Origin of the sequence: Thermosynechococcus sp. QKsg1, from assembly GCF_031586415.1 — a bacterium.
GTDB lineage: Bacteria > Cyanobacteriota > Cyanobacteriia > Thermosynechococcales > Thermosynechococcaceae > Thermosynechococcus.
Genome location: NZ_CP134200.1, coordinates 1,114,121 through 1,133,323 on the forward strand (window position 1 = coordinate 1,114,121; position 19,203 = coordinate 1,133,323).

Here is a 19,203-nt window from a genome sequence, read left to right on the forward strand (position 1 = left end):
GAGAATCGTGATCAGGCTACCTTACTGATTATCGAGCCTAGCGGGAATTGGGGTACCAAAACATCCCCTTAATCCCCTCGGGATCCGGGCGAAAACCCAACTGACGGTAGAAGTCCACCACATGGGGATCGGCAAAGAGGGTAATGTTGCTGATGTCCTCGCTGCGCAGTTCTTTGATTATCTGCCGCATTAATTCTTTGCCCAGACCCCGCCCTTGAAATTCTGGATGCACGACCACATCCCAAATCGTGGCATTAAAGGCATGGTCAGAGGTAGCACGGGAAAAGCCAATCAGACGACGATAGGCACCCCGCTGCTCCCACATCGAGATCACCAAAAAGCTATGCTGAATTGCTTTTTTCACCTTGCGAATGGGACGGCGCGACCAGCCCACGGCATCACAAAGTTCTTCGAGTTCATAGACATCAATATCTTTTTCTTTGCTGAAAATAATTTGGCTTTCGCTGCCATTGTCCCGCTCTACCTGAGAACCTAAACTAGGGGACGTCGTGGTGGTGCTGGCAGTCGGTTGCGAATTGAACAGCGATTTCCAGAAGCTCATGCAAGTATGCTGGAGATGGGAGAATGACCAAGTGTAACCCGGCCTAGGCTATAGTATAGCGACTCTCACCCATGGTTTCCGATTTTCAACTGCGTAACCTTGATGTCCTGAAGCGATTCAACCGCTCCTTTCCGGACTTTTATGAGCAATTTGTTGGTCGGGATGTCCAACTGCAAAACCTGAAACTGGGGTTTCAAATTCATAAGACCAATCAGGCGGTGATTCAGATTGTCCCCGAGGGCGATCGCTCCGTTCTCCACTTTGCCCACCGCAATCACTCTTACCTGCTCAGTGATCTCTTTGGGGTGATGGCCGCCTACAAGCTGACAATTCACAATGTCTCGCTCTATGGCCATGTGCGACCACCGATGCTGGTGTTTGTCAAACTGGTGCTCTCAGAGCAGGGCAAACCCCTGACGAAAAAGCGCAGTGAAAGCGTGCGCCGTGCCCTCCAACAGACCCTCAGTGGTGAATTTGCCGTTGAGGAAATGCTGGCCATGGAGTTTAACCTCAACGAAGGCCTGCCGCAAATTACCACCAGCTTTTATCAGGATCAGGTCTTTCATCTGCCGGCACTGTTGGTGGAGTCCACCAATCATCCGGCGTTGCTCTACAAGGTGATGCATGCCATTTGGCAAGAGGAACTGCTGGTGGTGAATATCAACTTTATGCTTTGGCAGGGCCGGGTGCGGCTATTGCTCTATCTGCTAGGGCCGAATGGCAGTGTGATTCCTGATTATTTAGGCTCGCGTATTGCTGCCAAGATTAAGGATCATCTAACGGGAAACACTTAGGGTAGGATAGGGGGTGTTTGTCCCCTTCGATACAAGTCCAATGGCTGCTGAACAACATCTCCACCTGTGGCGAGCAGTGAATCTCAGCGATCGCATTCTGGCGGCCATTGATGTCGGGACAAACTCAATTCACATGGTGGTGGTGCAAATTCAGCCCAGTTTACCCAGCTTCAAAATCATTGCTGCCGAAAAAGATATGGTGCGGCTGGGGGAACGCTGCCAAATTACCGGCCAACTGACGGAAGAGGCCATGAATCGGGCGATCGCCACCCTGCGCCGCTGTCGCGAATTGGCCACGGGTCTCAAGGCGGAAGAAATTATTGGCGTGGCCACCAGTGCGGTGCGCGAAGCCCCCAATGGTCGCGAGTTTTTAGAGCGGGTCAAGGAAGAGACCGGCCTGACCATTGATCTAATTTCCGGCGAAGAGGAAGCGCGGCGCATCTACTTGGGGGTGCTCTCGGGGCTAGAATTCAACGGCAAGCCCCACATCATCATTGACATTGGCGGTGGCTCCACAGAGTTAATCTTGGGGGATGGTCATGAACCCCGCTACCTCAACAGCACCAAAGTGGGGGCAGTACGCCTGACGGACCTATTTGTCAAAAGCGATCCCATTAGCGATCAGGACTACGCGGCCCTGCGCGCCTATGTACGGGGAATGTTGGATCGTGCCGTTGAAGACCTGCGGCAGCAGCTCAGCCCCCATGAAAAACCGCAATTGGTGGGTACCTCAGGCACGATTGAAAGCCTGATGATGATTCACACCTGCGATCGCCTTGGTGCTTGTCCCCCCTCCCTACGCGGCTATGAACTGACGCTAGGGGACTTAAAGGCACTTGTGGCCAAATTGCGGCGACTAAACTTTAACCAGCGCTGTCAACTCTTGGGGATGTCGGAGCGGCGCGCTGAAATTATTGTTGCAGGGGCAGTGATTCTCGCTGAGGCCATGGAGATGCTGGACCAAACCAGCCTGATCACCTGCGATCGCGCCCTGCGGGAAGGCATCATTGTGGACTGGATGCTCACCCACGGCCTGATTGAAGACCGCCTCCGCTATCAAAGCTCGGTGCGTCAGCGCAGTACCTACAGTTTGGCGCAAAAGTTCCATGTCAATCTTGCCAGCAGTGAACGGGTGGCCAATTTTGCCCTAACGCTCTTTGATCGCACCCAAGGGGTGCTCCACAACTGGACAGAAGCGGAACGGGAACTCCTCTGGGCAGCGGCAATCCTCCACAATGCTGGCCACTACGTTAGCCATTCTGCCCACCACAAACATTCCTACTACCTTGTGCGCCATGGGGGTCTGCTCGGCTACACCGATACGGAAATTGAGATCATTGCCAACCTCTGTCGCTATCACCGCAAAAGCCCCCCCAAGAAAAAGCATGAGAACTTCCGCCAATTGGTGGGACGGCGAGAACGGCAAATTGTCGAGCAACTGAGTGCCATTCTACGGTTGGCCTCAGCGTTGGATCGGCGGCAAATCGGGGCCGTGGATCACATTACCTGTGAGTGGCACGCTTCCCAGCGGGAGTTTTGTGTGCAGGTGCACCCGGCAGATCCTAGCGATCGCTGTGAGTTGGAAATTTGGAGTGTCAACTACAAAAAAGAACCCTTTGAAAGCCAATTTGGCGTCAGTTTGAAGGTGGAATTAGTGCCCACCAGCAGTACGGCTCTAGCCACAGCAGTCAACTACTAATTCAACAGCCTTAAACTTTTTCCACTGGGGGCTGCCCCAACAGCCCTTGGGGACGCACAAGCAGCACCAGAAAGAGAATCGCAAAGGCCGCAGCATCCCGAAACCCCGAAGCAGCGGCAGGCACCATTGCCTCCACTAGTCCCAGCAAAAAGCCCGCCAACATTGTCCCCGGTAAGCTCCCTAGACCCCCCAGAACAATCACCGCTAACCCCTTAAGACCAAAGATCACGCCAAACTGCGGCCCCGTAATCCCGACACTCAGGGCGACGAGGGTACCAGCAACGGCAGCCAAAGCACTGCTGACAAAAAACGTCACTTGAATAATGCGATCGCTATCAATGCCCAGTAATGTCGCGGCAGTCGGATTTTCGGCCACCGCTTGCAATCCTTTCCCCATGCGCGTCCCTTTGACCCAATAGGTCAGGGCAATCATCAAAACCACGGCCACGGCAAAGATGACAAATTGACTAGTGCGCAGGGCAATGTCCCCCAATCGCAGGGTGAGGGGCAATCCCCCCCAGAGTTGATCGGGATAGGTATAGACTTCGGCACCCACCAAATACTGGATCAGGTTGGTGAGGAGAACAGCCGCCCCAAGGCTGGCCACCACGGTCAAGAGGGTATCGGCGCGCTGTTGCCGCAGGGGTCGAAAGACGACCCAATCAATGCCAACCCCCAACAGGCCACAGCCAAGGGCACTGAGAACTAAGGCCAGCGCAAAGGGTAAGGCAACGGGAAGCTGTCCATTGGCCAACAGACCATTAAAGCCAAAGCGTCCCCCTAAGAGGGCATAGGTGAGATAAGCGCCAATAGCAAAAACAGCACCGTGGGCAAAGTTGATGATGCCCAAAATCGAGAAGACAAGGGTATAGCCGAGGGCAAAGATGGCATAAACACTCCCTGTGGCCAATCCATCCACAAGGACTTGCAGGCCGCTTGTTACCACCTACGCTCCTTCCACAAGGGCACGATAATCCGCTGCTGAGAGGAGTCCCGTAGGGGGGGTACTGACTTGCACCTTCACCAACCACCCCTCCCCATAGGGATCCGCAGCAATTTGCTCGGGGTTGTCAAGGACTGCTTGATTGACCTCAATCACGGTTCCTGCGAGGGGTGCATAGAGATCCTCAACGGCCTTGACCGACTCAATGGTGCCAAAGCGTTCGCCGGGTTTTAGGACATCGCCAACGGCAGGCAACTCAACAAAGACAATATCCCCCAGTTGATCGACGGCAAAGGCACTAATGCCGAGGGTGGCTGTATCGCCCTCAAGGCGCAGGTACTCATGGCTGTCGAGATATTGCAGGTCGTCAGGGTAGGTGAGCGTCATAGCAGATTCCAATCCATCAGGGGCGATCGCTGGCACGGGCAAGGCGCACCGCCGTTACAAAGGCTACTAAACTAAGGGGCAGACTGAGGAGCAAAATCACGGTAGTTGGAATGGTTCCCAACTGGGCTTCTCCCGAACTCAGTTCAAAAACACAACCCACCGTGGCGATCGCTGCCACACAGGCACCCAATAGGTATAGATAACTCTTGGCCACAGACGATGATCCTCAGGGTTAGGCAGCAATGGGACGCACGGCACTGGCGGTAAATCCATGCTCTTTGAGTTCGTGGCGCAGTAGGGCTTGGTTCTCGACGCGATCCACAAACATCACCCCCGTCAGGTGATCAATTTCATGCTGGATCGCCCGCGCCAGTAGCCCACCCGCCATGATCACTTGGGGACGCCCCCACTCATCTTTGTAGGCCACCTCCACCATGGCCGGACGACGCACCTCTAGGTACACCCCCGGAATACTCAGGCAGCCCTCTTGGCAGACTTCAAGGTCTTCACTGAAGTCCTTAATGACCGGGTTAATCATCACCAACGGTTCTGCCTCGGGGTCATCGGGATGAATATCAATGACAAGAATTTGCTTATTGATGCCCACCTGGGGTGCCGCCAAGCCAATGCCATCGGCACTGTACATGGTTTGCAGCATTTTCCGCACAATATCGCGGATACTGTCATCCACTTTGCTGACCCGTTTGGCGGGTTGACGCAGCACGCGATCGCCCAAATAGTGCAATTGCAGGGGCGGATTTTTTAACTTTTTCTTTTCAACAGCTAGAGAGGTAGCCATAGGACACGCCGAGTTAACACAAAATAACAAAAGTTAATCATTTCCTAGCCTAACGAATTTTCAAGACTCTCGGCTACTTTTCCGTCGAGGCACTGCTGACACTGGGCAGGAGGCGTTGTTGCTCCTCAAGGGCAGCTTTGTAGCGTTCCACATCCTCCTCAAGGTGGGCAATTTGCTCATCGCGGGCTTCCATTTCCACGCGAATCGTAAAGATGCGCTGCACCTGTACCCAGACGTTAAAGACCCAAGCAAAGACGGCACCAATGCCCATGGCCACGATGAGTTCAATGCACAATGGGGCTTGAATTACTTTCCCTTCAAAGAACTTAATACTAACGGGTTCGGTATTTTGAATACTAAAGAGAACTAAGCCCAAGCCAATGACAAATATCATCAAGAAGTTCAGTTGTCGCATAGGGCATCCTGTAGCAAATCTAGTCAACAAATTTAATCATAGACAGGGATTGTCGCATCGGGCCTCTTGCCAGCGACCAACAATCTTGGGCTAATCATACCACTGTGGCTAGTCTTCAATCACTGAATGACTGACTTCCACTGCTTGGACATCAATGGTGCCGGGGGGAGTCAAGCGTTGAAACTGGCGATCGCGCACCATCAGGATTTCGCCACAGGCGGGGCATTGGGTTTGGGTATTATTCAAACTGCTAAATTCAAAGCCACACACTGGGCAAGCCGCCGTCACCAACTTCCAGCGAAACCAAAGTTGTAACCCTGCAAAAAGGAGTACAGGGGTCAACATCAAGATGAAAAACAGCACCAGAAAGGATTGCACTAACCAGCCTAGCCCCAGTAGCCCCAGTAACCAAGTTACCAGCAACACACTGAACCAAAAACGTAAGGTGGGGTTTAGGGTAAATCTTAGGGACATTGGCCTCCCTCCAAGGGCATTGCCGCTATTCTAGCGTAGTCGCGAGTGTATCCTAAAAAGCAGGCGTACTGTCCAGCTATGGTAATGCCCTATACTCTCCACGCCGAACGTACTCGCGTTGAAGTGATTCCAGAGCGCGGTGGCCTGATTAGCCGCTGGCAGTGGCAAGGTCATGAGCTGCTGTACTTGGATCGGGAGCGCTTTGCCAACCCGCAGTTAAGCGTGCGTGGCGGTATTCCCATTCTCTTTCCCATTTGTGGCAATTTGCCCGAGGATACGTTTCACCACAATGGCCAAACCTATCACCTCAAGCAGCATGGCTTTGCACGGGATTTGCCATGGCAGGTGTTAGATCAGCAGGAACATCTCTTGAAGCTGGGATTGCAGGATACGCCAGCCACGCGCCAAGTCTATCCCTTTGCCTTTCATCTGACCTTAACCTACACCCTTGCTGCTGATGCCTTGGCGATCGCCCTTGAGGTGGCTAACCCCGGTGACACCCCCTTGCCCTTTAGCTTTGGCTTACATCCCTACTTTGCCGTTGCTGACAAGCAGCAATTGCAGTTTGACCTGCCAATCCATGCCATGGTGGATCAGAAAACGCAACAACCCCTCACCTTTAGCGGCACGTTTGACTGGCATGCGGCAGAACTGGATTTGGCCTGTCGTCCCCTCACGGGTCAAGTGGCTCGCGTCTGTGATCTGCAACAACAGTACTGCCTGACGCTGCGCTACGATACAGCGTTTACAACCCTCGTTTTTTGGACGGTTCAGGGCAAACCCTACTACTGTCTAGAACCTTGGACTGCCCCCCGCAATGCCTTGAATACGGGGGTAGATCTCCTGCACGTGCCACCACAGAAGCACCTTACCCTTGGCGTCGAGATTGCTGTTGCCCCCCTTTAGGGAGAAAATAGAAAGGTTTTCACAGACGCGACCATGCACCCCGATTTTCAGACCTTTTGTCAGCTTGCCGAGCAGGGTAACTTCATCCCCATCTATCAGGAGTGGGTGGCGGATATGGACACGCCCGTGTCCGCTTGGTATCGGGTCTGTCGCGATCGCCCCTACAACTTTTTGCTCGAGTCCGTCGAGGGGGGTGAACAATTGGCTCGCTACAGCCTCCTCAGTTGTGATCCGCTGTGGGTACTAGAAACGCGGGGCAACCAAACCACCCAAACCCATCGCGATGGCTCAGTCACCACATTTACGGGCAATCCCTTCACAATTTTGGCCAATTGCCTTGCCCCCTATCAACCCGTGAAGCTACCACAACTGCCGGGGGGCATTGGCGGTCTTTTTGGTTTTTGGGGCTATGAACTGATTCAGTGGATTGAGCCGCGGGTTCCGATTCATCCTGCCACTGAAAAGGATTTGCCGGATGGCGTGTGGATGCAGGTGGATCAAATCCTGATTTTTGATCAGGTGAAGCGGAAAATTTGGGCGGTGGTCTATGCTGATACCCGTGAGATGGACTTGAAAACGGCCTATACCTATGCCAGCGATCGCCTAGAGCGGCTTTTGAACGCACTGCAAACCCGTATTCCTGCTGAGGCCACCCAGCTGCCCTGGCAACCCAGTCGCCACACCCCCAGTTACACCAGCAATACCACCCCAGAAACCTTCCGTGCCAATGTGGAGCGCGCCAAGGACTACATCCGCGCCGGTGATATTTTCCAAGTCGTTCTCTCCCAACGCCTCAGTGCCCCCTACAGTGGTGATCCTTTTGCCCTCTATCGCTCCTTGCGCCTGATTAACCCTTCCCCCTACATGGCCTACTTTCAATTTGGCACGTGGCAGATCATTGGCTCTAGTCCAGAAGTCATGGTTAAAGCAGAGCACCACCCTGAAAAACGTGGGTCTCTCCTTGCCACAGTGCGTCCCATTGCTGGCACTCGCAAGCGGGGGCACACCTACGCCGAAGATCAGCAGCTCGCCACAGAACTCCTCGCCGATACCAAAGAAGTGGCCGAACACGTCATGCTGGTTGATTTGGGGCGCAATGATTTGGGGCGCGTGTGTCGTCAGGGGAGTGTCACCGTTGAAGAGTTTATGGTGATTGAGCGCTACTCCCACGTCATGCACATTGTCAGTAATGTGGTGGGCGAACTATTGCCCGATAAAACGGCATGGGACTTATTGCAAGCCTGTTTCCCCGCTGGCACAGTCAGTGGTGCCCCCAAAATTCGGGCCATGGAAATCATCTATGAATTGGAGGGCTGCCGCCGTGGCCCCTACTCTGGTGCCTATGGTTACTATGACTTTGAAGGTCAACTCAATACCGCGATCGCTATTCGCACGATGGTGGTGCAACTGCTAAGCGACCACCAACACCTCATTCACGTCCAAGCCGGTGCTGGTATTGTTGCGGATTCCGATCCGCAGCGGGAATACGAAGAAACCTTGAACAAAGCTCGCGGTTTATTGGAGGCCATCTCTGCGCTGGGCGGCAAGCCTTAACCAAATGATCAAGGAGCCATCATCTGGTTTTTACATTTACCCCTTAGTCTAATAGGCGGTTGTTGCTAACGTTACCCAGAACACAGGCACTGGGAATGTTGGAAGAACTACCAATTTCTTGGGGATGTGCCTAAGTATTGGTTTCTTTTGCTTGAGGTTCTGCTGCCATGGCAAACGTCTCCCTTGCTGCCATCACTCCCCCCGTGGAGGAACGCTGGCGTTCCTCCTCTCGACTACACACGTTTGGCATGGGGGACAGCATCTGGATGGAGCCAGAGCGCATTTGGCTAGTGAGCCGGGGCGTCGTGCTGTTAAACCTTTTGCACCCCGATGGTGAAGAAGTGGTGGTGGGACTGGCCACCCCCGGTACTGCTTTTGGTTTACCCTTGACCAGTTTAACGGCCTACCAAGCCAAGGCACTTTCCAAGGCAGAGTTGATGCTCTTTACACTGGTGGAGGTAGAATCCTCACCCAACTTGACCCAAAGCCTTGTGCGGGGTCTGGCTCGTCGCCTACGGCAAGCGGAAGGTCTTTTAGGAATTACCAGCCATCGCCGGATTGAGGAGCGATTACGCCATTTACTCCTGCTCTTAAAGCAAGAAATTGGTCAGCCCCATCCCTTGGGCACACGCTACACTGTTCGCCTTACCCATCAACAACTGGCAACGGCGATTGGCACAAGTCGAGTGACCATCACACGTCTGTTGGGCAAACTCAAAGAGGAGCAGTGGCTCACCTACGATCGCGATCGCCACATCATTCTCACCAACGCCGCTCAGGTTTAGGTGATTTAGGTTAGTTCTCCCCTGATCAGGGCACCTCTGGCACAAAAGAGAAGGTTTCTAGTGTAAATTTTTGTAACCACTTGCACTCATGGTGGCAAAACTGTTAAATTAGATACAGAAATAAATCGTTCATCTTTGCTAGGAACCACCAAAAAGTTTGGGTGAATAGCGAAGACGGAAGTAGGGCAATGGTCCCGAAGGAACGCGCCTCAGCTGACAACAACTAGCCAGTACATCATTTGGGGCGATGATGATGACAACGACACTCACCTATCGCGGCGTTCAATACGACTACGTTCCTCCGGCAGTCCGTAGTGAAGCAACCGATGTTGTAGCCAAATATCGGGGTTGGAATTACCACTGCACCCACGCAGTGAATCCCCCAGCTCAACCTGTGCGGGATTTAATCTATCGCGGTGTTGCCTACCGTACGGGTCAAACGGAAGCTGTGAATACGACAGCAACCACTGCTGCCAACACAGCCAAGGAAGTGAATATGCCAGCGCTTGATCTCAATCAACTTTCGCGGGTCATTCTCACCCATCACCACCAAGTGATCAAAAACCGCGAACAATCCCTCCTCACGCGAATGATTGCCCAAATGGGATTGCCTGCGGCCGCAGGTCACTATTGGAACCAAATTCAGGGCAAAATTAAGCCCCATGTCTGGACAAGCTACGATCGCAGTCATGCCACGATGAGCTAGCACAGGGGTGTGATTGTCCTCTCTCAAGACTGATTCGTAACGGCACTCGCATGGGAGTTATCTCTGGTGCGAGTTTTTTATTTCAGCCTAGGGCGTCAAGCAATGGCTGCACTTGGCCTAAGTTAGCCATTCAATCTCATTAAGATCAAAATCAAGATCGAGATCGATCTCCGCCAAGTCCTCTGGATCGGCCACCTTCTTCAGGGAAGCAAGGGATTGTTTTGAAGGCTTGCGACTTTGGGGAGTTGGGCGCTTGATATCCGACAGTGTGGCCTTCTCGATGCGCGTCCTTTCTTTGAGGGCATTGGGGTTAATGGATTGCAGAAAAAAGTTCACTGTTTCCTGTTTCACCCAGCCATTGAGGACAGCCAAGGCACCGAAGCGATAGCTGGTCTGCCATTGTTCTTTGAGAATTTGCTGAATTTGTTCCTCAGTCAGTAAACTGGCCTTTTTGAGATAAAAACCGATGGGATGTTTTTCTTTACCTTGGCTGAGTTTTGGCCACTCTTCTACAAAAAAGTCAATGGTTTCTTGGGGCAACCAACCATGGAGGGCAACAATTTCACCAAAGCGCAAGTTGGTATAAATGCTTTTTTCCATTAAGGCGACTTGGAGTTGGCCTCGTGTAATTAAACCCGCCTTGAGTAGTAATTCACCAATTCTCATGATTGCCCCTACGAGTAGAAAATCATCAACTTTCAACAACAATGGGACATCAATTGGGTAAAGCCCCTTTCACAGGGATCGAACATCCTTGCAGCAGCCAACGCCGCTGTAGGACGGGTCACACATTTTTGTGCTTATTGTGTTTAGGCACAATATGTTATGACATATTTCAGAAAAGGGCTGCCGTTTTTTCAAGGACATACATCCGTTACTCTTGACAGTACCTCTCACAATAGCTGAAGTTACGCGAAACTCCTAATTGTAACAAATCTTAATACAGCTCTTTTCAGAGGGATCTCTTCACACGAATTCAGCGTGGCCAGTAGAGCTCTTTTAAGAGAAGCTAGATGTTCGGATGTCAGTTTAGCCAAGGCTGAAAAAGCGGCAAAAATGCTCACCTCATCCTGTGTGAGCGGTTAATTAGTGATTGAGCATCCACCGGCGACCGCAGGATTGCTGCTGAAAGCGGGGAGGCTTGGGTTCTTGGGGCGATCGCTGCACCAGTTCTGGGTCACTCCCCCGCGAGGGTCGGGGCAAGGCGGAAGAGAGATTTACCGCTGGCACTGAAAAAATGCGTCGGCCAAGCTGCTGACACTCTGGACAAAAGGCGGGTTCACTAGATTAGTCCCAAACTGCCTTTGCGGCCTTCGGGAAGTGATCCGTCAGGAAACTGCCCCCATTTTCTTTGCTGTCATTATTTGGCCGTCCGTCCAATCCTTGCACTCAATGCGAAACACATCACCGGGATTGACTGAAACCACTGCGGGGATCTCTGGATGCCAGCGATTATGCCCCGGCAGTTCTTGCTGATCCATGGGCTTAGTCAGATCCACTTTGAACAGAGTCTTCGGTATAGGGACGGACTCCAACGATTGGCAGTGTGCTCACCTGTAACTCAGTACCCATGAGCAATTATTGAGATGTTGTTTAGATTTAGTATTGGAGCAGGTCTTCAGGACAGCTGTATCTCCAGATACGAAAACAGTGTTGGACTTCGTCAAAGTAGCTGCTCAAATGGGAACGGTGGGTCAAGTGATCCGCCAAGGGGCGATCGCCAGCCAACAAAAACAAGCCCGTGCCCTCGAAGTGTTGACAGTAATGGCAGAAAATTTAGAGCACTATCGCCAAGCCATCCAAGCGTGGGGCGAGTCCTTTCCCTTTAATGCTGCTGAACCCATTGAATCCCTGACGGTGAAGCACGCTGTCCCCCCTGCCCCAAGGTCACACATAATTTTTGCCACCGATGGCTCGCAAATTGCCCCCAGTCACCACGAAATTGCCTATTGCTATTTGATTAATGTGGGACGGGTGGCGATCGCCTACGGTCAAGGGCAACGCCCCCATTTAGATAGTGTGCCGCAGTTGGTTTATGACCCCGATGAATTGGGGCGATCGCGGGGCTGGGGACTCACCATAGAGGATTGGTTACGCTACCGCCGCACTCAAGCGGAAATTCTTGCCCTTGTTGAACTCATTCAAGCGCAAAACAAGAAAGCCCCCAGCCTAGCACTCGTGGATGGTTCACTGATTTTCTGGGCGTGGGAATCACTGCCGCCAATGGTGCGTGAGGAATTGTTGACGCCCATCTTAGCTGCTTGGGATGAATTGCGTGCGAAGCGAATTCCCTTGGTGGGCTATGTCAGTGCCTCCCGCAGTCATGAAACGGTGAATTTTCTGCGCTTGGGGGTTTGCCCCTACCCTGAACCCAACTGTGCCCTCCACTGTGGTCAGACGAGTCAGACTGGCCTCGAGGCGACTCGCGATCGCCCCCCTTGTCAAGTCTTTGATCCCCTGCGGGATGTGCTCCTCTGGCAAGCACACTTGGCACCGCAACAGTATAGTCCCCTCTGGCGGAGCCGCAGTCGCATTCTGGAACATTACGGCGACCATCACATCTACGTTGCCTACCTCCACGGTGGCTCGGAAGTAGTGCGTTTGGAAGTTCCTCAATGGGTGGCGCGGGATGCAGACCTGTGGCAACAGGCAGTTGCGTTGACGGCAGCACAAATTGAAAAAGGGCGGGGTTACCCCGTGGCATTAGCAGAAGCCCACAATTTAGCCGTTGTGCGCGGCAGCGATCGCCAACGCTTTTTTGCTTTACTGGAACGGGAACTGATTAAAGCAGGACACTGGCATGTGGCTCCTTCCCCCAAAGAGCAACGCAAACGCCAAAGTATTGCCTAGGTGGCTGCTGTGTGTTGGTTTAGGCATCGCGGGCTGGGGAACGCAGTTGGCGCTACCGCCAGTAAGCGGGTGGTTCTTGGCCTTCATAGGAATTGTGCCCCTGTGGTGGCAGTGTCAGGTTTTATCGCCACTGTGGGCAGCGATCGCCGGCCTGTGTTGGGGACTAGGGTTCTATGGCAGTAGCTTAGGCTGGGTGTGGGATTTGCATCCCTTGATGTGGATTGGCATTGCGCCAGTGCCCAGTTGGCTAATCTCGCGGGGGATTTGGCTTTTCCTGAGTGGTTGGGGGGCAGTCCTGAGTGGGAGTTGGGCTTTTTTGATGGCACGCTATGGGGTGCGGCAATCTGCCCCTTGGCAACTTCTATGGGGTGTCACCCTTTGGTGTGCCCTTGAAGCCCTCTGGAGCTATTCGCCCCTGTGGTGGATTAGTTTATCCCTGACCCAAAGTCCAACGGGACTCCTTCAACTGGGTCGTCTGGCGGGACCCACCACGATTACGGCAGTCGTGATGACAGTGAATGGCTTAGTCACCCTCAGTCTGCGGCGGCACACATGGGCAAAGCAATGGCTTGTTGTTACTCTTTTGGGGGCGATCGCCCTCAATGCTGTTTTAGGCGTCAGTTTCACTGCGGATCAAGGGGAACCCCTACGGGTGGGTTTGATCCAAGGCAATATCCCGACACGGGAAAAGCTCACGCCAGAGGGTATCCGCCGCGCTTGGCAGGACTATCCCCGTGGCTATCGCCAACTGGTGGCTCTAGGGGTTGATGCCGTCTTGACTCCGGAAGGGGCACTGCCGATTTTGTGGCAACCACACCAAGTCAATCCCATCACCAGCGCTGTTCGCGAGGCAGGGGTTCCCCTGTGGTTAGGGACATTCATGGAGACGCTAGGGGGGCATCATCAGGTGCTCCTGACCCTCGATGGGCAGGGGGAGATTTACAGTCGCTACAACAAAGTCAACCTTGTTCTTTTGGGGGAATATATTCCCGATTGGCTGGCGGGGGTAGTACAGCGGTTATCCACGTTGCGATCGCGCCTCCTGCCGGGGAACCCTGATCAGGTCTTTACCACCCCTTGGGGCAAGGCCGTTGTCCTGATTTGCTTTGAATCTGCCTTTTCCCACCGCAGCCGCTGGCAACTGGTTCATGGGGGCCAGTTTATCCTCAGTGTTGCCAACAATGATCCCTACCGTCGCCAACTGATGACCCAGCACCATGGGCATGATGTGTTGCGTGCCGTCGAGGGCGATCGCTGGCTCGTGCGCTCCACGAATACGGGCCTTTCTGCGGTGATTGCGCCTACGGGGGAAACTGTTTGGCTCTCCAATGCTGATGAGTTTGTGATTCATGCGGCAACGATTTTGCGGCGGCAAACCCAGACCCTCTACACTCGCTATGGGGATTGGTTGCTACCCCTCTTGCTGGGGATGCTTAGCTTATCCGTTCTTCGACAACGAGTGTCGCACTGACCCATTCGCCGCGATCGCCATAGGTGCGAATGAGGCGTTGCCGCTGCCCCTCTGCCCACAACCAGCCCACCTCAACAAAGAAGGGTTGACGAAAGGACACCTGTAGGGGCGTCAGGCTAGAGGTGCCATCGGGGAGCAGGACAAGCTGCTTGGGTTGATCCGTATCGCTAAAGAGAAGCCGTGAACCAGCAATTGTGGCCGTTGTTTTCACCTCGTGGTCGGGGGTTTGCAGCAGTTGGTAGAGCCGATCGCCCTCGCGCCAAAGACTTAGATGGGTCGGGGTTTCCGTGGGCGATCGCCAGTCGGCATAGACGGTGTAGGCGGTACCGCGCCATTCCCCTAGGAGTTGATCCACGGTTAAGGGAGGACGTTCAACGGCGTTACTGTGGGCACGAAACTCGCGAATCAGAGTCATGGATTGGAGGTGCTGATTTTTGTCAAAGAGTTGGACAAACCGCAGTCGGCGATCGCCCATGACAAAGCCATACTCCGCACCAAACTCGGCAAAGGGCGCCACCTGCAACGATCCCTTAGAAAAAGCCCCCGTCGGAAAAAAGACATTTTGGCGGCCAATGGTGGCATACTCCTGCACCGTTTCACTGGTGGGGGGCTGATCGAGACCATTGCCAAAGCGTCGCAGTTCAAAGCGCACCCGTTGACCGTCAGCAGTATCGGCAAGGATCAAAATCGAGGGCACTGACGCTCCCACGTCTCCCGTAGGGCTGACCGCCGTAAAGGAGCCATGCCATTCCCCAAGGTTTTTGCGAAAATTTTCCCAATTTGTTGTCATTGATTATCCTTGATTATCTTTACCGCTGTGTGCCACCATCATCATTACTATAGAAAAATAAAGTATTGGAGATCTTGCCAATTGGGAAGTGGCCGGCGATCGCCGGCGCTCAGAAAAAACTTTGATAGGATGGGGAGTGTCAGGGCGCTGACAAACGATCGCCATTGGGAGACCCGTGCATGACCACCGACCTCTTTGATTCAGGGGCTGGTCGCATTCTGATAGTCGATGATACCCCCGAAAATGTTGAAGTTTTAACCACACTGCTGCAACTGGAAGGCTACGATGTGCGCGGTGCCATTAGTGGCCAAATGGCGCTCATGGGGATTGAGGCCGAACCCCCGGATGTCATTCTCTTGGACATCATGATGCCTGATATGAATGGCTACGAGGTCTGTCAAACCCTGAAGGAGAATCCCAAGACCAAGCATATCCCCATTATTTTCATTAGTGCCCTCGATGATGTCTTTGACAAGGTCAAGGCCTTTGAGATTGGCGGCGCCGACTACATCACCAAACCCTTTCAGCAGGCGGAGGTGCTGGCACGGGTAAAAAATCAGTTGACGATCGCTCTCCTACAGCGGAAGCTGCGGCAAAAAAATGCCCTCTTGCAAAAGCAAAACCAGCAGTTGCAGGAAATCGTCGAGGAGCGGCGTGACTTGGTCTCCTCACTGCAAGCAGCGCAAGAACAGTATCGGCAGATGTTTGAGGAAGCCGTGGTCGGGATTTACCAAAGTTCGCCCGAGGGGGTTTACTTCAAAGTCAACAATGCCTTGGCACGCATCTATGGCTATGCCGATGCTGAAGACTGGCTAGCGGATATAGAACACCATAATCATCGTCCCTACGTGGATGACAGCGCTTGGGAAAAATTCCAACAGCAAATTGAAACTCGTGGCTTTGTGCGCAACTTGGTTTCCAAGGTGTATCGCGCTGACCACAGCATCACAACCATCTGTGAATGCGCCCGCCCCGTCAAGAGTGAGGATGGCCAACTCCTGTACTACGAAGGGTTTGTCTTTGAACTGCCCACCCGTAATCCATGAAACAAACCCTGAGCGCCCTGTTGGGGGATGCAGCGGTTCACTCCCTTGCTGAATTGGGCGATCGCGCTCCCCACCTGCGTCCCTACCTTCCTGAGTATGCCCTGCTGGTGACTCCCCCCACCCCAGAAGCGGGGGCAGAAGTGATTGCCTATGCCCGGCGCCAAGGCTGGCGAGTGTTGCCCATTGGCGCAGGCACCAAACTCAATTGGCTCGGGAACACCCCCAAGGCAGATATTTTTCTGCGGACAACGGCGTGGCAGAAGCTCATTGATCATGCGGCTGCCGATATGACCGTCACCACCCAAGTGGGTATTCCCTTTCAGCAGCTCCAGCACCACCTAGCACCCGCAGGACAGTGGATTGCCGCAGATCCCCTCTTTCGAGAAACGGCCACCCTTGGCGGCTGCTTGGCCACCCAAAGTAATGGCAGCCTACGGCAGCGGTATGGGTCATGGCGCGATCAATTGTTGGGGGTCAAGTTCATTCGCAGTGATGGCCAAATCGTCAAAGCGGGAGGGCGGGTGGTCAAAAATGTTGCCGGCTACGACCTGATGAAACTCCTGATCGGCAGCTATGGCACGCTGGGCATCCTAACGGAGGTGACGTTGCGGGTCTATCCCCTGCCGGATGCGGTACAAATCTGGCAGTTGCGGGGGGAAGTCTCTGCTTTGGCCAAGGGACTTGAGGTGATTTTGACGAGTTCCCTTGCGCCCGCGCGGTGTGTGTTGCGCCTTGAACCACGGGGGACGCTGCTGTTGGAATTGGAATTCCATACCCTGCGGGAAGTGATTGCTGCGGGTACGTTGGGCGATCGCCTGAGTCAGATTGCCCAGACCCATAATCTGCAACTGGAACCCCAAGCCCCCCTAGGCATTACCCTCAACCCCACCCCCGATCAAGTGATTCTCAAAATCGGTGTGCCTCTAAGCGAAATGTTGCCCGCCCTCACCCAGCTTCAGCAGTTGGCAAGGGAATTGGCCTGCGAGTGCCGAGGCGAAATGAGTGCAGGGGTCGGTTACGCCTATCTCCACGGACAGGAGGAGCATCTCGGTCAACTCATTCTCAGGCTGCGCCAAGGGCTACCACGGGGCTATGTCACCGTCTTAGCCGCCCCCCTGAACCTCAAGCAGCAACTCGATCCTTGGGACTATCGCGGCAACGCCCTTGAATTGATGCGGAAGCTTAAGCAACAATTGGATGCAACGGGTGTCTTTGGCACTGGCGTTTTTGTCGGCAATCTCTAGACAAGTTTCAATACTTACGAATGACTGCAACTGATCCTGTGGCTGGCTTTGATGCCCAGTCACCCCCTGATCCACACCTGATTGATGCCTGTGTCCACTGCGGGTTTTGCCTCTCCACCTGTCCTAGCTATCGGGTGTTGGGTACTGAAATGGACTCTCCCCGTGGTCGTATCTATCTCATGGATGCCATTCATGAGGAACAGGTGCAACTGGCGGATGTCGTACAGCACTTTGACTCCTGTTTGGGTTGCTTGGCCTGTGTCACCACCTGTCCATCGGGGGTTGAGTACGATAAGTTGATTGCGGCCACGCGGGTTCAAGTGCAGCGCCATTATCAGCGGCCTGTGGGCGATCGCTGGTTGCGGCAGTTGATTTTCCAAACGCTGCCCTATCCCCAACGGCTGCGTGCCCTCCTGTGGCCGCTCTGGCTCTACCAAAAACTCGGCTTGGCACATCTCGAAAAGCGGCTGGGACTCCTGAAACGGCTCTTGCCCAAGTCCCTTGCGGCCATGTATCAAATGCTACCGCCCCTTTCAGCCAAAACATTTCGCGATCGCTGGCCTGAAGTCGTGCCTGCCCAAGGGAAACAGCGTGGCCGCGTGGGGGTGATTCTTGGCTGTGTCCAACGGCTCTTTTTGCCGGAAGTTAATGAAGCCACGATCTCCGTCTTAAGTGCCAATGGCTTTGAGGTGGTGCTACCGCCACAACAGGGGTGCTGTGGTGCCCTGCCCCATCACCAAGGGGAGGAGGATCAGGCGCAAACCCTTGCACGCCAAATGATTGACTGTTTTGCAGCGGCCAAGGTGGATGCGGTTTTAATCAACGCCTCGGGTTGTGGCCACACCCTCAAGGAATATCATCGCCTTTTGGCTGCCGATCCAGAGTACCGCGATCGCGCCCGTGACTTTGTGCAAAAGGTGGAGGATGTGCAGGTCTTTTTGGTCAAACAGGGCTTGGTGACACCGCTCCACCCCTTGGGCGATCGCCCCTTGACCTTGGTCTATCAAGATGCCTGCCACATGATCCACGGCCAAAAAATTCGCCTTGAACCGCGGCAACTGCTGCGACAAATTCCCCAAGTGCAACTGCGCGAACCCCTCGATGCAGCCCTGTGCTGTGGCAGTGCCGGGGTTTACAACATTCTTCAACCCGATGTGGCGGCGGAATTGGGACGCCAAAAGGTACGCAACCTGCTGAATACTCGCCCTGATGTCATTGTCTCAGCCAATGTGGGCTGCAGCGTGCAATTGCGGCAGTATCTCCAAGAGCAGAGTAGCTCCGTGCCCATTTACCACCCGATGCAACTGCTAGACTTGGCGATTCGTGGTGAGCAGCTTCCGTCCTAGGCTATATCCGGGGGGGCACTGAGGATTGCGCGCACTTGAGCTAGTAACCATTCTCGCCCCACTTCCCAGCCTCGTTCGCCATCCGCCTCAAGGATCATCAGGCTATCCACTGGCTCTGCCGCCAACAGTTGAAACAAAAGGGGAATAATTGGCATGGGAACTGGGATCACTTGTTCATCACAGGCCTCTTGAGCCATGGCTTCACTACCATAGGCGTGGATGACGTTTTTTTGCTGGTGGGGGGGGTGCTGTTCCTCAAGGGTAATCACCTGCCACTGGCCATCGGGGGTTTGTAGGACGTAGTAAACCGTTTGCCCGTAGCGCTGGGCTTCCTCGTAGAGAATGGGGGCGATCGCCTGTACCGCCGCCACAGTCGCAGGGTCATCGGGGGCGTTGGCAATCAGTTCATCCACTTGGGTCAGTAAATCCACA

The 19,203-nt window shown here is 53.9% G+C and carries 22 protein-coding genes, 1 pseudogene and 1 riboswitch; of the genes and pseudogenes, 11 read left to right on the forward strand and 12 right to left on the reverse strand.

Features of this window, described 5'->3' with window-relative positions:
* Positions 1-37: 37 nt before the first annotated feature.
* Positions 38-562 carry a GNAT family N-acetyltransferase gene (locus tag RHP47_RS05620; RefSeq protein WP_149818952.1) on the reverse strand — a complete coding sequence of 175 codons (525 nt, stop codon included), beginning with the start codon at positions 560-562 and terminating at the stop codon, positions 38-40.
* Positions 563-633: 71 nt separating this feature from the next.
* On the opposite strand from RHP47_RS05620, the gene RHP47_RS05625 reads away from it, so the two are divergent.
* Together RHP47_RS05625 and RHP47_RS05630 are read left to right on the forward strand one after the other, a co-directional pair.
* Positions 634-1,356 (forward strand): hypothetical protein, encoded by a 723-nt coding sequence (locus RHP47_RS05625; RefSeq protein ID WP_149818954.1) that lies wholly within the window; start codon positions 634-636, stop codon positions 1,354-1,356.
* A 40-nt stretch (positions 1,357-1,396) separates the two neighbouring features.
* The gene (locus tag RHP47_RS05630; protein ID WP_302679981.1) at positions 1,397-3,055 is read left to right on the forward strand and encodes a Ppx/GppA phosphatase family protein; all 1,659 of its coding nucleotides are present in this window, start codon (positions 1,397-1,399) and stop codon (positions 3,053-3,055) included.
* Between the two features lie 10 nt (positions 3,056-3,065).
* On the opposite strand, the gene RHP47_RS05635 is transcribed toward RHP47_RS05630, so the two are convergent.
* The 6 genes from RHP47_RS05635 to RHP47_RS05660 form a co-directional block, all read right to left on the reverse strand.
* The gene (locus RHP47_RS05635) at positions 3,066-4,001 is read right to left on the reverse strand and encodes a branched-chain amino acid ABC transporter permease (RefSeq protein ID WP_149818959.1); all 936 of its coding nucleotides are present in this window, start codon (positions 3,999-4,001) and stop codon (positions 3,066-3,068) included.
* Entirely contained in the window at positions 4,002-4,385 is a 384-nt protein-coding gene (gene gcvH / locus RHP47_RS05640; RefSeq protein ID WP_149818961.1) for a glycine cleavage system protein GcvH, read from the reverse strand.
* A 16-nt stretch (positions 4,386-4,401) separates the two neighbouring features.
* Complete coding sequence (locus tag RHP47_RS05645) at positions 4,402-4,599, reverse strand: hypothetical protein (RefSeq protein ID WP_149818963.1); 198 nt, start codon at positions 4,597-4,599, stop codon at positions 4,402-4,404.
* A gap of 18 nt (positions 4,600-4,617) precedes the next feature.
* Entirely contained in the window at positions 4,618-5,184 is a 567-nt protein-coding gene (gene def / locus RHP47_RS05650; protein WP_149818965.1) for a peptide deformylase, read from the reverse strand.
* A gap of 73 nt (positions 5,185-5,257) precedes the next feature.
* A complete protein-coding gene (locus RHP47_RS05655; RefSeq protein WP_149818967.1) occupies positions 5,258-5,599 on the reverse strand; it encodes a LapA family protein in 342 nt (113 codons plus the stop codon).
* 108 nt (positions 5,600-5,707) lie between these two features.
* Positions 5,708-6,073: a hypothetical protein gene (locus RHP47_RS05660; RefSeq protein ID WP_149818969.1), complete on the reverse strand. Its 366-nt coding sequence runs from the start codon at positions 6,071-6,073 to the stop codon at positions 5,708-5,710.
* Between the two features lie 78 nt (positions 6,074-6,151).
* On the opposite strand from RHP47_RS05660, the gene RHP47_RS05665 reads away from it, so the two are divergent.
* The 4 genes from RHP47_RS05665 (at position 6,152) to RHP47_RS05680 (ending at position 10,024) form a co-directional block, all read left to right on the forward strand.
* Positions 6,152-6,979 carry an aldose epimerase gene (locus tag RHP47_RS05665; RefSeq protein ID WP_226972023.1) on the forward strand — a complete coding sequence of 276 codons (828 nt, stop codon included), beginning with the start codon at positions 6,152-6,154 and terminating at the stop codon, positions 6,977-6,979.
* Positions 6,980-7,012: 33 nt separating this feature from the next.
* Positions 7,013-8,533 carry an anthranilate synthase component I gene (gene trpE, locus RHP47_RS05670; protein ID WP_286626988.1) on the forward strand — a complete coding sequence of 507 codons (1,521 nt, stop codon included), beginning with the start codon at positions 7,013-7,015 and terminating at the stop codon, positions 8,531-8,533.
* Positions 8,534-8,700: 167 nt separating this feature from the next.
* Positions 8,701-9,318, forward strand: coding sequence for a Crp/Fnr family transcriptional regulator (locus tag RHP47_RS05675; RefSeq protein ID WP_286626990.1), 618 nt, complete (start codon positions 8,701-8,703; stop codon positions 9,316-9,318).
* A 124-nt stretch (positions 9,319-9,442) separates the two neighbouring features.
* Positions 9,443-9,527: riboswitch (Glutamine riboswitch) on the forward strand.
* A 44-nt stretch (positions 9,528-9,571) separates the two neighbouring features.
* Positions 9,572-10,024, forward strand: a complete 453-nt coding sequence (locus RHP47_RS05680; RefSeq protein ID WP_286626992.1) for a DUF4278 domain-containing protein — start codon at positions 9,572-9,574, stop codon at positions 10,022-10,024.
* Between the two features lie 117 nt (positions 10,025-10,141).
* On the opposite strand, the gene RHP47_RS05685 is transcribed toward RHP47_RS05680, so the two are convergent.
* The 3 genes and pseudogenes from RHP47_RS05685 to RHP47_RS05695 form a co-directional block, all read right to left on the reverse strand.
* The gene (locus RHP47_RS05685; RefSeq protein WP_286649955.1) at positions 10,142-10,690 is read right to left on the reverse strand and encodes a hypothetical protein; all 549 of its coding nucleotides are present in this window, start codon (positions 10,688-10,690) and stop codon (positions 10,142-10,144) included.
* Between the two features lie 420 nt (positions 10,691-11,110).
* Positions 11,111-11,254: a hypothetical protein gene (locus RHP47_RS05690; RefSeq protein ID WP_226972024.1), complete on the reverse strand. Its 144-nt coding sequence runs from the start codon at positions 11,252-11,254 to the stop codon at positions 11,111-11,113.
* A 60-nt stretch (positions 11,255-11,314) separates the two neighbouring features.
* Positions 11,315-11,544, reverse strand: a pseudogene (locus RHP47_RS05695) (acetamidase/formamidase family protein); the annotation flags it as partial.
* Between the two features lie 130 nt (positions 11,545-11,674).
* Between RHP47_RS05695 and RHP47_RS05700 the strand changes: the two are divergent.
* Both RHP47_RS05700 and lnt read left to right on the forward strand, forming a co-directional pair.
* Entirely contained in the window at positions 11,675-12,874 is a 1,200-nt protein-coding gene (locus RHP47_RS05700) for a DNA double-strand break repair nuclease NurA (RefSeq protein ID WP_149818981.1), read from the forward strand.
* The gene (gene lnt, locus RHP47_RS05705) at positions 12,825-14,345 is read left to right on the forward strand and encodes an apolipoprotein N-acyltransferase (RefSeq protein ID WP_310841275.1); all 1,521 of its coding nucleotides are present in this window, start codon (positions 12,825-12,827) and stop codon (positions 14,343-14,345) included. The genes RHP47_RS05700 and lnt overlap by 50 nt, the downstream gene beginning before the upstream one ends.
* Here the strand turns inward: lnt and RHP47_RS05710 are convergent.
* Positions 14,308-15,135, reverse strand: coding sequence for a DUF3598 family protein (locus RHP47_RS05710; protein ID WP_286649957.1), 828 nt, complete (start codon positions 15,133-15,135; stop codon positions 14,308-14,310). The genes lnt and RHP47_RS05710 overlap by 38 nt on opposite strands.
* Positions 15,136-15,314: 179 nt before the next feature.
* Here RHP47_RS05710 and RHP47_RS05715 point away from each other — a divergent pair, with 179 nt between their 5' ends.
* From RHP47_RS05715 to RHP47_RS05725, 3 genes are read left to right on the forward strand one after another with little or no spacing between them, the layout of a single operon-like run.
* Positions 15,315-16,181, forward strand: a complete 867-nt coding sequence (locus RHP47_RS05715) for a response regulator (RefSeq protein WP_149818986.1) — start codon at positions 15,315-15,317, stop codon at positions 16,179-16,181.
* Complete coding sequence (locus RHP47_RS05720; protein WP_286626999.1) at positions 16,178-17,425, forward strand: FAD-binding oxidoreductase; 1,248 nt, start codon at positions 16,178-16,180, stop codon at positions 17,423-17,425. The genes RHP47_RS05715 and RHP47_RS05720 overlap by 4 nt, the downstream gene beginning before the upstream one ends.
* Before the next feature lie 20 nt (positions 17,426-17,445).
* Entirely contained in the window at positions 17,446-18,771 is a 1,326-nt protein-coding gene (locus RHP47_RS05725; protein WP_286669046.1) for a (Fe-S)-binding protein, read from the forward strand.
* On the opposite strand, the gene RHP47_RS05730 is transcribed toward RHP47_RS05725, so the two are convergent.
* Entirely contained in the window at positions 18,768-19,202 is a 435-nt protein-coding gene (locus tag RHP47_RS05730) for a hypothetical protein (RefSeq protein ID WP_149818992.1), read from the reverse strand. The genes RHP47_RS05725 and RHP47_RS05730 overlap by 4 nt on opposite strands.
* Position 19,203 lies beyond the last annotated feature (1 nt).

Bases quoted from the DNA above. Each gene is read 5' to 3' on its own strand.
- RHP47_RS05685 (WP_286649955.1), bottom strand. From the start codon at position 10,690: ATGAGAATTGGTGAATTACTACTCAAGGCGGGTTTAATTACACGAGGC.
- RHP47_RS05660 (WP_149818969.1), bottom strand. From the start codon at position 6,073: ATGTCCCTAAGATTTACCCTAAACCCCACCTTACGTTTTTGGTTCAGT.
- RHP47_RS05675 (WP_286626990.1), top strand. From the start codon at position 8,701: ATGGCAAACGTCTCCCTTGCTGCCATCACTCCCCCCGTGGAGGAACGC.
- RHP47_RS05630 (WP_302679981.1), top strand. From the start codon at position 1,397: ATGGCTGCTGAACAACATCTCCACCTGTGGCGAGCAGTGAATCTCAGC.
- RHP47_RS05625 (WP_149818954.1), top strand. From the start codon at position 634: ATGGTTTCCGATTTTCAACTGCGTAACCTTGATGTCCTGAAGCGATTC.
- RHP47_RS05680 (WP_286626992.1), top strand. From the start codon at position 9,572: ATGACAACGACACTCACCTATCGCGGCGTTCAATACGACTACGTTCCT.
- RHP47_RS05725 (WP_286669046.1), top strand. From the start codon at position 17,446: ATGACTGCAACTGATCCTGTGGCTGGCTTTGATGCCCAGTCACCCCCT.
- lnt (WP_310841275.1), top strand. From the start codon at position 12,825: ATGTGGCTCCTTCCCCCAAAGAGCAACGCAAACGCCAAAGTATTGCCT.
- RHP47_RS05665 (WP_226972023.1), top strand. From the start codon at position 6,152: ATGGTAATGCCCTATACTCTCCACGCCGAACGTACTCGCGTTGAAGTG.
- trpE (WP_286626988.1), top strand. From the start codon at position 7,013: ATGCACCCCGATTTTCAGACCTTTTGTCAGCTTGCCGAGCAGGGTAAC.
- RHP47_RS05710 (WP_286649957.1), bottom strand. From the start codon at position 15,135: ATGACAACAAATTGGGAAAATTTTCGCAAAAACCTTGGGGAATGGCAT.
- RHP47_RS05715 (WP_149818986.1), top strand. From the start codon at position 15,315: ATGACCACCGACCTCTTTGATTCAGGGGCTGGTCGCATTCTGATAGTC.
- RHP47_RS05620 (WP_149818952.1), bottom strand. From the start codon at position 562: ATGAGCTTCTGGAAATCGCTGTTCAATTCGCAACCGACTGCCAGCACC.
- RHP47_RS05655 (WP_149818967.1), bottom strand. From the start codon at position 5,599: ATGCGACAACTGAACTTCTTGATGATATTTGTCATTGGCTTGGGCTTA.
- def (WP_149818965.1), bottom strand. From the start codon at position 5,184: ATGGCTACCTCTCTAGCTGTTGAAAAGAAAAAGTTAAAAAATCCGCCC.
- gcvH (WP_149818961.1), bottom strand. From the start codon at position 4,385: ATGACGCTCACCTACCCTGACGACCTGCAATATCTCGACAGCCATGAG.
- RHP47_RS05720 (WP_286626999.1), top strand. From the start codon at position 16,178: ATGAAACAAACCCTGAGCGCCCTGTTGGGGGATGCAGCGGTTCACTCC.